Origin of the sequence: Acetivibrio ethanolgignens (assembly GCF_001461035.1) — a bacterium.
Classification (GTDB): domain Bacteria; phylum Bacillota; class Clostridia; order Lachnospirales; family Lachnospiraceae; genus Velocimicrobium; species Velocimicrobium ethanolgignens.
Genome location: NZ_LNAM01000211.1, coordinates 1 through 11,488, shown reverse-complemented (window position 1 = coordinate 11,488; position 11,488 = coordinate 1). Strand labels below are relative to the sequence as shown.

Here is an 11,488-nt window from a genome sequence, read left to right as displayed (position 1 = left end):
GAGCAGATGTAAGAGTTGGAAGTTGCAAATGTCTGCTTAATCAGCAGACACTATTTATAGTAAATAGACAATAATCTGCAATAAATAGACAATAAAAAACGAAAGAGGATAGAAAAATGGCAGAAGGCTTTGGTGAGTTTCACCGCAAAAAAAGACTGGGAGATTTGCTTCAGGAGGAAGGAGTCGTAACAGAGGAGCAGGTTCTTGAGGCACTTAAGGTGCAGAAGGAGCAAAAGAATGGACAAAAGCTGGGAGTTACCCTGGTAGATCTTGGATATACCACAGAGAAGGAGATTGCCAGAGCACTGCAAAAGCAGCTGAAGCTGGACGGAATTTCTCTGAAGACAGTGCGGATCCCCGAGGAGATAGTCCGACTGTCGGACGAGAGATTGCTGCGTAAGTATATGATGATTCCTTTTGCTTTCAGTGAGAAAAACCCGAATATACTAAGGGTTGCTATGAGTGATCCTCTGGATATTATGGCAGTAGATGATATTTCGATTACTACCGGCTTTCAGATTGAGCAGGTGGTGTCTACGCCAAAGGATATCGCAGTGGCAATTGACCGTTATTATGGAAGCACCGAGGCCATGAAGGTGGCTGAGCAGTATGCAAGGGAGCAAAAGGAGCAGTATGGAGCAGTTGAAAGAGAGGAAGAGGAGGACGAGATAAGTCAGGCACCGATTGTTCGTCTGGTAAGCCAGCTGATTGAGCAGGCGGTACATAAAAGAGCCAGTGACATTCACATTGAACCGATGGAGGACAGGCTTCGTATCCGGTTTCGAATAGATGGTGTTCTTTGGGAGGCTGTTAGCCACAATATAGGTGTGCATTCGGCCTTTTTGGCACGCCTTAAGATTATGGGCGGTATGGATATTTCTGAAAAAAGAAAGCCGCAGGATGGCCGTATTACCAGTGTAGTAGACCGTATGGAGTATGACATCCGTGTGTCAGTACTGCCGACTATTTTTGGAGAAAAGGCAGTACTTCGTCTGACTCAGAAGAAGGCACTGACCAGGGATAAACGGCAGCTGGGACTGGAGGGAGAGGATCTGGAAAAGTTTGACCGTATCCTGTCTCATCCTCACGGCATTATTCTGGTAACCGGACCGACGGGAAGTGGTAAGTCTACCACCCTATACACGGCTCTGAGTGAGTTAAATAAAGAAGGGGTAAACATCATCACCGTAGAGGATCCTGTGGAGGCCAATATCAATGGTATCAATCAGGTGCAGGTAAATGTAAAGGCAGACATGACCTTTGAGTCTGCCCTGCGTTCTATCCTGCGACAGGATCCGGATATCATCATGATTGGAGAAATCCGGGACAGTATCACAGCAGAGATTGCAGTGCGAGCCTCCATTACCGGCCATCTGGTGGTAAGTACCCTTCACACCAATAATGCGGCCAGTACCATTACCCGTCTCCAGGATATGGGCATTGAATCCTATCTCATTGCAGACTCGGTAATCGGAGTGATTGCCCAGCGTCTGGTGCGGCGGGTGTGTCCTTACTGCTCTCTGGAAAGAGAGGCAACAAAGGAGGAGAAGGAGCTGCTGGGTGTGGCTGAGGAGGAGAGTGTTTCCCTCCGGGAGGCCAGACGCAGCGAATGTGTTCACTGTGGAGGAAGTGGCTATCACGGACGAATCGGTATTTACGAAATCATGCCGGTTTCCTATGGGATCAAGCAGATTATCAGTAAAAATGTTTCCATTGAACAGATTCAGAAAAAGGCACTGGAGGAAGGGATGCAGACCCTCCGCATGAAGGCAGCCGCCAATGTGCTCAAGGGCTTGACAACGATAGATGAGTTAAAGCGTATTGTCTGCGAGGAGTAAAGACTATGGAGCTTACAATAGAGATTTTGCTGGAGGCGGCAAAGGAAAAAAAGGCCTCGGATTTACATATTACAGTCGGTGTGCCGCCCAAGTGCAGGGTGAATGGCAATCTGGAAAATATGGAGTTTCCCAGACTTCTGCCTGCAGATACCCAGAGGCTTTTGGAATCCATCCTGCCGGAGAGCCTGGAGCTATCCTTAAGAGAAAAGGGAGAGGTGGATTTTTCCTATTCGATTCCAAGGCTGGGACGGTACCGTGTCAATATTTTTCGTCAGAGAGGCTCCATGGCAGCGGCGATTCGTCTGGTAGAGACGGTCATTCCTACGGCAGAGCGGCTGGGCATACCCGAGTCAGTGGTGGAGCTGACGAAGAAAAAAAGAGGGATGGTTCTGGTTACCGGGCCAACCGGCAGTGGTAAGTCCACCACTCTGGCATCCCTGATTCATATTATTAATCAGAACTATAACACTCACGTCATTACCCTGGAGGATCCCATTGAGTATCTGCACAATCATCAACGGGCAGTTATCAACCAACGGGAGGTGGGACTGGATACCATGTCCTATGCCAATGCCCTGCGGGCAGCTCTGCGGGAGGATCCGGATGTGATTCTTCTAGGAGAGATGCGGGATCTGGATACCATTGCCACAGCCATTACGGCAGCAGAGACAGGTCATCTGGTCTTTTCCACCCTCCATACCATCGGAGCGGCGGCGACCATTGACCGTATTATCGATGTATTCTCCCCTCACCAGCAGCAGCAGATTCGGATACAGCTAGCATCGGTGCTGGAGTCGGTGATTTCCCAGCAGCTGATACCGGTGGTCGGTGGGAAGGGCAGAGTGGCTGCCTATGAGGTGATGCATGCCGTCCCGGCGATAAAGAATTTAATCCGGGAGGGAAAGACCCACCAGATTCCTTCTGTTTTGCAGACCAATCGTAAGCTGGGGATGCAGACCATGGACGATGCGATTTTTGACTTATTTGTCCAGGGGAAGATTGATGGAGAAAGGGCCATCAGCTTTTCCCAGGATCCTGTGGCCATGGAGCGGAGGATTTTTTAGAAACCAGTTAATTTTGTTGTGTTTGGAGGTAAGAGATGCCTACATATAATTATGTTGCCATTGAAAAGGATGGCAAAGAAAAAAAGGGAGCCCTGGAGGCAGTCAGCCAGATCGCAGCGAGGGATATCCTGAAAGCAAATGGCCTGCTGGTTGTCAGCCTTGCAGAGCCAAATTTTCTGAATAAAGAGATCAACCTTAGCATTGGAGCCAGGGTAAAGCCAAGAGAGCTGGGTGTGTTCTGCCGGCAGTTCCAGAGTATTTTGGAGGCTGGTATCACAGTGACGGCTGCCCTGCAGATGCTTTCGGAGCAGACGGAGAATAAGGTCTTTTCCAAGGCGATAGAGGAAACCAGAATTGCCGTGGAAAAGGGTGAGACCCTGGCAGGTGCCATGAAGGCCAATGCCAAGATTTTCCCTGCAATGCTGATTAACATGGTGGAGGCAGGAGAGGCCACCGGTAATCTGGAGAATGCCTTTGAGCGTATGGCGGTGCAGTTTGAAAAGGATGCCCGGTTAAAGGCCATGGTGGCGAAGGCCATGGTGTATCCGGTGATTCTGATTGTGGTTATTATTTCTGTTGTGCTCTTAATGATGATTAAGATTGTACCGACCTTTGTCGCTACCTTTGATGATATCGGCGGTGAGCTGCCGGCTATTACCCGTACCGTTATGGCTATCAGTGGCTTTCTGGTAAACAGCTGGTATTACCTGCTGGGAGCCCTGGTGGTTCTGGTTGTGGCTTACCGGGCCTTTGCAAAGACAGAGCGGGGAGCCATTACGATGGGAAGATTTTTCCTTCGGATTCCTCTCTTTGGGAATCTGAATATTAAGACAGCCTCGGCCAGGCTGACCCGTACCCTAAGCACCCTTCTGTCCTCCGGTATCTCCCTGAATGAGGCTACAGCTCTTTCAGCGAGACAGATGAGTAACCGGGTGGTTCGTAAGGTGATTGAGGATGCCAGGATGGATGTGGAGCAGGGTATTCCCCTTTCCAGACCGATTCAGGCCTCGGGTGTATTTCCACCGATGGTCTGCCATATGCTCCAGATTGGAGAGGAGACCGGTAACATCGAGGCTATGCTGGATCGAGTCGCTGACTACTACGATGAAGAGGTAGAGATGGCGACAGAGGCACTGACGGCCGCCCTGGAGCCACTGATGATTGTAGTGATGGCTCTGGTGGTGGTACCGATCATTCTGGCTATTCTGATGCCGATGTTCAGTATTTACAGCAGCATCGGCTAATACCCAGCTATTATACCGACGGCTGGCCAAGGGCCGGAGGATAATAATAGAGTGTAACAACACATTCATAAATGTAAAATAAGGAGAGTTATCATGGAAAAAGAAATCAAAAAAGAACAGAAGCTAAATAACAAGGGCTTTTCCCTGGTGGAGCTTATCATCGTTATAGCAATTATGGCTATCTTAGTTGGTGTTGTAGGTACCCAGGTAATCCCTTACATGAACAGTGCGAGAGAAGCTAAGGACGAACAGGTTATCAGCAGTATTGCAACTGCAGCAGTAACAGCTGTTACAGAATGTGCAGAAGACTGGAATACTGAAGGGACTTATACAGTTAAGCTTTTTGGTGATGAACCTAAAGTGAAGTTTGAAAAAAAGGTACAGGCAAGACTAAAGGAATTAACCTATAGTACGCTTGATAATTTAAAAAAGGATTTAAAGTCTACAAAGGGAGGTAAGGTTACAGGTATCGAAATTAAAATTACTAAAGAAAATGTTACAGTTACAGCTACTGATACTGGTCTTGAACCAGTTATAACTACAATCGGACAGTAATCCTTACTAACAAAGCGTAGAGAACCGGAGGAAGATATATCATGGAATTCACAGCCCTGTTTTTATGTACCGTGGCCCTTATATACGGTCTGCTCATTGGCAGCTTTTTAAATGTCTGCATCTGGCGTATACCGAAGGGGGAAAGTATTCTTTCCCTTCCCTCCCACTGTACGACCTGTGGTAATAAAATACGATGGTATGATCTGGTGCCGGTTTTCAGCTATCTGTTTCTCAAGGGCAGATGCCGGAGCTGCAAGGCTTTGATATCTATTTTCTACCCTTTGGTAGAGCTTCTCAATGGGATATGCTATCTTCTCATCTTCTTGGCAGATGAGAGCCTTTGGGAAAGGGGAATCCCTTCCCCGGATAGCCTTCTGCTTTGCCTTTTATCGTCTGCCCTCCTTGTAATCAGCGGTATTGATTTTAAAACCTATGAAATACCGCCCCAGTGCAACGCTTTTATCCTGCTTTTGGGGCTGGTGAGGACCCTGCTGGATCTGGAGAGCTTTACCGACCACCTGCTTGGCTTTGTCTGTGTCAGTGGATTTTTATATCTTTTATATCTACTGTCCAGAGGACAGGCTATCGGTGGTGGAGATATTAAGCTGATGGCGGCAGCCGGTCTCTTTCTTGGCTGGCAGGAAAGTATCCTGGCCTTTTTCCTGGGCTGTATTTTTGGCTCGGTTTTCCACCTTATTCGGATGAAGCTAAAGGGGGCAGATCATGTATTGGCCCTGGGGCCTTATCTTTCCCTGGGGATTTTTATTGCTGTCCTGTATGGACAAAAGCTGGTTAGTGCTTATGCAGGACTGGCTGGATTATAGTTTTTTGTAGTAGGATTTCAGACTTCAATTCTGAAGGAAAGAGCAGAAGAGACGTCTGCTTTTTCCTTTGGAATAGGAATATTTCACTTGACAAATGGAATGGAGGATATACAATGGCAAAAAGAGGATTGAGTATTGAAATAGGAGTGCAAAAGACCAAGGTCTGCGAGATTGACTTTAGAAGAAGTCATCCAAAGGTATACAAGGTACATACCTTCCATACCCCTGCCAATACCATAGAGGATGGTTATATCAGAGACAAGGCAGCCTTTGGAGCTGTGCTGAAAAAGGAGCTGGAGAGTGCCGGCATGAAGGGGGTAAGGGATGTTATATATACCATTGCTTCTACCACCATTGCCAACCGGGAGATTACCCTGCCGCCGGTCAGGGAAAAGCAGCTTGGAGATATTGTGAAGGCGACGGCACAGGATTATTTTCCTATTGATATCTCAGGCTATACCATAGCCTACTCTATTTTAGAGGGAGCAACAGGTGATAAGAAAAAGGATATTCGACTTTTGCTTTTTGCAGCACCAGATAGCCTGATTCAGGATTATTACAGCTTTTCTGCGAAGATGGGCTTTCGGGTGGAGGCCCTTGATTATATAGGAAACAGTAGTGTACAGCTTTTGAAGCGGCAGGTAAAGGAAAAGACAGGAATTACCGTTCAGATTAATGAGCAGACCACGATGATACAGGTATTTGAGAATGGAAATCTGGTGGTACAAAGAACGGTGGCCTATGGTGCCAGATCTTCGGCAGAGTCCCTTATGGAGCATAAGGTCTTTGATGTACATACGGAGCGGGAGGCCTATGACTACCTTGCCAGTCACGAGGTTATTCTTTCCCGCAGCGAGGCCAGGGCGGCCGAGGAGGAGGCAGCAGCAGCTCTGGCAGAGAGGCCGGAGGCTATGGCCTTCCTAAGGGCAAGGGAGGAGGTTACTGAGACTCTTCAGTATCATATTAACAATATCCAGAGATTAATTGATTATTATCATAGTAAGAATCCGGAGCGTATGATTGAAACCATTTATCTGACCGGCACCGGTGCAAAGATAAATGGTGTAGCAGAGTTTTTTGCCGGAGAGCTGGGCATCCGTACCATAAGGATGGAAGAGCTTTTTGAAGTAGATTTTACCAGACAGGCAAGGGCTAAGGCAGGAGATACGACAGAGTTTCTCTCAGCCATTGGTGCAGCGATAGCACCCCTTGGCTTCCTTCTGAAGGAAAAAGAAAGTAAGAAAACGAAAAAAGAGCAGATGCAGCTGGCAAAGGTAGTGATGGCCTTTTCTGTAGTAGCAGCAGTTGGTATGACGGCCTGGTCTCTTTTCCAGTATCAGGTAGAGAAGCAAAGAGGAGAGAAGCTTCAGACAGAGATTGTCCGGCTGGAGCCGGTAGAGGCGGTCTATACGGAGAATGAAAAGGTCAATGCCTATTATGGTGCCATCAACCAGATGTATTTCATGACCAAAACCGGAAATGAACGGTTTGGACAGCTGATAGAAGAGCTGGAGAAGCGACTTCCGGTGAACATGGTGGTCACCTCCATCAGTGGAACGGAGGAAGGCATTACCATTAATCTGGAAACAACAACTAAAATTTCGGTAGCCTGGCTTCTTCTTCAAATGAACCAGATTGATATCCTGACAGAGGTTTCTGTTCCTGCGATTTCCTCCAGTATCGTCGAGGGAGAAGCGGAGAAATTCGTATTTTCCGTAGCTGCAAAATACTCGGAGGAGGCGGTAAGTGACAGCGTCTTTGAGAGAGTAGAGATGCCGGTGGAGAATACAGAGGAAACAGCAGAAGAGACTGTGGAAGAATAAGAGGAGAGAATGACAATGAGAATGAAAATTACAGAACAGGAAAAAGCAATGCTACTTCTACTAGCAGCCCTGGCAATTCTGGCTTTAGCTTACTTTGGAATTTTTCAGGGAACGATGAAAAAAACAGCGGCTCTCCGGGAAGAGAATGGCGTATTGAAAGAAAGGGTAGATATTTTACAGGAGAAAGAGGCTCGTAAGGACGAAATTGAAAGAGATACCGAGGAAAAAAGAAGCCTTACCCAGCAGATGATTGACAGAATTCCTGGGGCACAGACAACACAGAATGGGATTTATCTTCTGAATGAGCTGGAAAAGGCAGGGAACTTTAAAATTCTTTCCGAAGCCTTTAACATGAATACGGATTTCTGGCAGAATGATAGCTTTGAGACTCCTTTAAAGGGCTATTGCTCTCAGGTGATGATTTCTTATGAAACCACCTATGAGGATTTGAAGAAGGCTCTTGCATTTTTTGCGGAGCATAAGGACAGGATTACAGTAAGTGAGATTACAACGGCTTACAATGCACTTACCGGTGGACTGACAGGTGCTATGACCCTTTCCATGTATTCTCTGGAGGGAACGGAAAGAACCTATAGTGAGCCTTTAATTGCCTACACAGCTACCGGAGTAGATAATGTTTTCCGTACGGTGGAATAAACTGATAAAAGAGAAGGGAAAAGCTATGAAAAACCAATCAAAGGGAGCCAGCAAAGGAGCTGGAGAAGGCGGCTTTACACTGATTGAGGTTATCCTGTGTATGGCAGTGCTTGCTATCACCTTTCTTCCCATGATGAAATATTTTACGGATTCACTGGAATATACCCAAAAGTCCAGAAGAGCCCAGACAGCTACCCTGGTTGCCCAGGGAGTCCTGGAGGAGATGAAGGGTGGAGAAAGCCTTATGGCAATCAAAACCGCCTATGAGCAAAATGGAAATTCAGCAGAGGAGTTAAGGGATGCTGCCACTGGCACAAGAACAGGCTTTCACTTTACAAAGCGGGTGGAACGGGAAGGGATATCCTACTATGTGGAGACCTTTGCTATACCAAGGACAAGCTATAAAAATACGGAGCTTGAGGTGATGGATAGCCAGCTGGATGTGATTGCCATTGAGGATGAGCTGACCCAGAAGGGGGCTATCCTGCAGTTTATGGGCCTGCATTCTGCCGCCTGTGCTAAGCTGTCCACCAGGGATAATCCGGTGATACCGACTACAGATGAGAGTTATTTTCAGAAAAATATGGAGCGAAGGCTTCACATGGATGTCTCGGATAACGGAGATACGGTAAAGATAGAGGTCTATTTTCTGTATTATTTTAAAACCAATATGCATGGGATTATCGGTCTGAATGGAGCAGAGACACCAACCCAGGTGAAGCAGGAGGTAAACACCTTTGTTCGAAGGAAGGCAGAGCTTAGCAAGCAGAATATCTGGATATTTTTCAATGCCGATTCCTCCCAGGCCGCTGGTCTTACCCTACAGGAGCAGTTCATTTTTAATGGAACTGCCACCAGCTTTCTGGCAAAGGGTCTGTATCTGATTTGTCAAAACCGCAGTGCTCTGGAGGAGAAGAGCTATAACTACAGCATTTCTACCCGGGGAACGAATGGTGGAGAGCAGGATATCCGAACTTCAAAAATTGCGGAGCACATCTATTCTAATGTGAAGATTACCGGTAGCAGCGGAGTGGAAACAGTGGTGGAGCAAAGGGAGAATTATTCCCGTATGTCAGAGCTTACCGTTCAGGTTTTTAAAAAGGATCCTGCTGTGGAAACGGGTCAGGAGCCACTGGCTACCCTGAAGGGGGTTTATGAAGGAGGTATTCAGTGATGAAGCAGAAGCTGAAATTTTATGGAAGGAAATTGGATAACCGTGGATCAATCACGGTGCTTACGATGGTTGCCGTTTTCTTTCTTGGTATTTTAGGGTCTTCCATACTTTCTATGACCCATATCAATATGCAGATGAAGGCTGTTAATACAAAGACGCAGAAAAACTTTTATGATACCGACTCCATACTAGATGAGATTAAGGCAGGACTTGCCAATACCTCCTCAGAGGCGGTAGCAGAGGCCTATACCAAGGTTTTGGAAAATTATGGAACAATCAGTAAAACATCGGTGCTGCAGAGTGCCTTTGAGGAGTACTACATGGATGGCCTTTTGCAGAAGCTGACCAGGGAAACACCAGCTAACGGAGGAAAGCTTCCAGAGGCAGGGAAGGAATACCGCTATAAGAAGGAGCTGCTGGAGAGCTATCTGGCTCAGGACTCTATGCTAGAGGAGAAAAAAAATAGCATTCGTTGGGAGCAGAATAAGGCGATGATTCAGGTCTTTTCTGAGCAGAAATATCTGCTTCTCAAAAACATAGAAATCCTTAAGCAGGAGGGGGATTATGAGACGGTTTTAAAAACCGATATCCGGATGGAAGTCCCTTTTGTCAGCTTTTCTAAGGAGAGCCTTTACCCGGAATATACGAGATATGCGATTCTGGCAGATGACCAGCTTGTAGTAGATGGCTCCCAAAATATTTCAGTAGAGGGAAACCTCTATGCAGGAACAGTGAACCGGAAAAAGACAGGAGAAAATGGTAAGGCAGGAATTGTAGTTCAAAATAGTGGAAATCTTACCGTTACAGGGGAGCAGGTGATTACCCGGGGGGATGTACTGGTATCCAATAGCAGTAAGGCTGACTTTAAAGGAAATGAGGGACAGGACGCCAGCCTGTGGGCACAGAACCTGCTGGTAGAAGCAGACAGCCGAACCAGCAGCTCCCAGCTTTCAATTACAGGAAAGACCTATATTGAGGACGACTTGGAAATGAATGGAAACGGGGGTAAGGTAACCCTGTCCGGCAGCTACTATGGCTACCATAATAAAAAGGATTATAGTACCGGAGAGGCTGCAGCTACAGACTCCGCCTACAGCAGTGCTATTCTTGTCAATGGAAAAAATAATACTCTGGATATGACTGGTCTAAAGGAGCTGGTGCTTGCAGGAAGAAGCTTTATCTCCCGCCGTGCGGGAGAAGGAAACCAGGATATCCTGACGGGAGAGTCTCTGGGAGTTAAGAGCGGTCAGATGGCATATTTTGTGCCAAAGGCCTTTGTTTTGACGGAAAATAGTGGTACTGGTGATTCTTATACCTTTGAGGATAGCACCTCCTATCGCTTTGATTTAAAGGGTTATGAGAGCTATCTGGGATTTGAGGTCAAGGAATATCTGGATACGGCTCGTCCGCTGACCCGCTACTATCTGCAGGAAAGCAGCTCTAGGGTTTGCTACTATTATCTTAACTTTAAGAATCAGGAAGCGGCGGCTCATTTCCATGAGCTCTACTATGCGGCCCAGAAAAATACCCAGGACGCAGGTGCAAGACGCTATCTTTCAGAGCAGGGTATCCGTCTGGGAGATGGTAAGCAGATTCTTCTGGTGTCCGGAAGTCTTCTGTACCAGGAAGGAGCTTCTAATGGACAGATGAATATCAAGGGTGGCAATACTGGTGGGAAGGAAGATTTCTTTGATGCCTATGCAACTACCTATGGAAGAGCCTATAAGTCAAGACAGCTGGGGCTGATTTCCAATCTTCCGGAGAGCTATGGAGGCAGTGTACGTTTAAGTGAAGAGGAGAAGGTGAGAAATTCTCTCTTTGACCGTCTGGTGGATCGGAATAAGCTGAATACAGACCTAAGTGACGGAATGTCGAAGGCTGTTTCTATAGAATTAGCTGATGGTAAACGGACAGTGGTATGGCTGGCAAAGGGTGATTTTACCTTTGATGCAGGCAAGGCCGCAGGTGAAAAATGTGGTATTATCGTAGCCACTGGAAATGTTACTTTGAATAGCAATTTTGAGGGAATGGTTCTGGCTGGTGGTGATGTGAAAATGTCTGGTACCGGCCTGGCCTTTAAGGCCGCATCCCAGATGGTGCAGGATACGTTCCAGGCAGATACGACAAATCAGTTCCGCTCCTATTTTAAGGTGAAGAATGAGGATGACAATAACCCATTGAAAAATACCATTGATTATGGTAGCTATATCACCTATGAGGGCTGGAAAAAGAATGAGGAATAGAAGATGAGAATAAAAAAGTGTCTTCGACACATCAACTCCCCTAGCCCCTCATTCATGAGGGGAATT

At 46.8% G+C, this 11,488-nt stretch carries 9 protein-coding genes; all 9 read left to right on the top strand.

Going from position 1 to position 11,488, the window contains the following annotated elements; translation table 11 throughout:
- Window positions 1-116: 116 nt before the first annotated feature.
- The 9 genes from ASU35_RS17165 (at window position 117) to ASU35_RS17125 (ending at window position 11,422) form a co-directional block, all read left to right on the top strand.
- Window positions 117-1,838, top strand: coding sequence for a GspE/PulE family protein (locus ASU35_RS17165; RefSeq protein ID WP_058354189.1), 1,722 nt, complete (start codon window positions 117-119; stop codon window positions 1,836-1,838).
- A 5-nt stretch (window positions 1,839-1,843) separates the two neighbouring features.
- Complete coding sequence (locus tag ASU35_RS17160; RefSeq protein WP_058354188.1) at window positions 1,844-2,902, top strand: type IV pilus twitching motility protein PilT; 1,059 nt, start codon at window positions 1,844-1,846, stop codon at window positions 2,900-2,902.
- A 35-nt stretch (window positions 2,903-2,937) separates the two neighbouring features.
- On the top strand, window positions 2,938-4,146 hold the full coding sequence (locus ASU35_RS17155; RefSeq protein WP_058354187.1) for a type II secretion system F family protein: 1,209 nt from the start codon (window positions 2,938-2,940) through the stop codon (window positions 4,144-4,146).
- A 93-nt stretch (window positions 4,147-4,239) separates the two neighbouring features.
- On the top strand, window positions 4,240-4,701 hold the full coding sequence (locus ASU35_RS17150) for a type II secretion system protein (RefSeq protein ID WP_058354186.1): 462 nt from the start codon (window positions 4,240-4,242) through the stop codon (window positions 4,699-4,701).
- Window positions 4,702-4,742: 41 nt separating this feature from the next.
- Complete coding sequence (locus ASU35_RS17145; protein ID WP_058354185.1) at window positions 4,743-5,525, top strand: prepilin peptidase; 783 nt, start codon at window positions 4,743-4,745, stop codon at window positions 5,523-5,525.
- 113 nt (window positions 5,526-5,638) lie between these two features.
- Window positions 5,639-7,348, top strand: coding sequence for a pilus assembly protein PilM (gene pilM / locus ASU35_RS17140; protein WP_058354184.1), 1,710 nt, complete (start codon window positions 5,639-5,641; stop codon window positions 7,346-7,348).
- A gap of 15 nt (window positions 7,349-7,363) precedes the next feature.
- Window positions 7,364-8,005 (top strand): hypothetical protein, encoded by a 642-nt coding sequence (locus ASU35_RS17135; RefSeq protein ID WP_058354183.1) that lies wholly within the window; start codon window positions 7,364-7,366, stop codon window positions 8,003-8,005.
- Window positions 8,006-8,030: 25 nt separating this feature from the next.
- Window positions 8,031-9,179 carry a prepilin-type N-terminal cleavage/methylation domain-containing protein gene (locus ASU35_RS17130; protein WP_172794668.1) on the top strand — a complete coding sequence of 383 codons (1,149 nt, stop codon included), beginning with the start codon at window positions 8,031-8,033 and terminating at the stop codon, window positions 9,177-9,179.
- Window positions 9,179-11,422, top strand: a complete 2,244-nt coding sequence (locus ASU35_RS17125; protein WP_058354181.1) for a hypothetical protein — start codon at window positions 9,179-9,181, stop codon at window positions 11,420-11,422. The genes ASU35_RS17130 and ASU35_RS17125 overlap by 1 nt, the downstream gene beginning before the upstream one ends.
- Window positions 11,423-11,488 lie beyond the last annotated feature (66 nt).

Coding starts and splice junctions, on each gene's coding strand:
- ASU35_RS17125 (WP_058354181.1), top strand. CDS start 9,179: ATGAAGCAGAAGCTGAAATTTTATGGAAGGAAATTGGATAACCGTGGA.
- ASU35_RS17165 (WP_058354189.1), top strand. CDS start 117: ATGGCAGAAGGCTTTGGTGAGTTTCACCGCAAAAAAAGACTGGGAGAT.
- ASU35_RS17160 (WP_058354188.1), top strand. CDS start 1,844: ATGGAGCTTACAATAGAGATTTTGCTGGAGGCGGCAAAGGAAAAAAAG.
- ASU35_RS17130 (WP_172794668.1), top strand. CDS start 8,031: ATGAAAAACCAATCAAAGGGAGCCAGCAAAGGAGCTGGAGAAGGCGGC.
- ASU35_RS17135 (WP_058354183.1), top strand. CDS start 7,364: ATGAGAATGAAAATTACAGAACAGGAAAAAGCAATGCTACTTCTACTA.
- ASU35_RS17150 (WP_058354186.1), top strand. CDS start 4,240: ATGGAAAAAGAAATCAAAAAAGAACAGAAGCTAAATAACAAGGGCTTT.
- ASU35_RS17155 (WP_058354187.1), top strand. CDS start 2,938: ATGCCTACATATAATTATGTTGCCATTGAAAAGGATGGCAAAGAAAAA.
- pilM (WP_058354184.1), top strand. CDS start 5,639: ATGGCAAAAAGAGGATTGAGTATTGAAATAGGAGTGCAAAAGACCAAG.
- ASU35_RS17145 (WP_058354185.1), top strand. CDS start 4,743: ATGGAATTCACAGCCCTGTTTTTATGTACCGTGGCCCTTATATACGGT.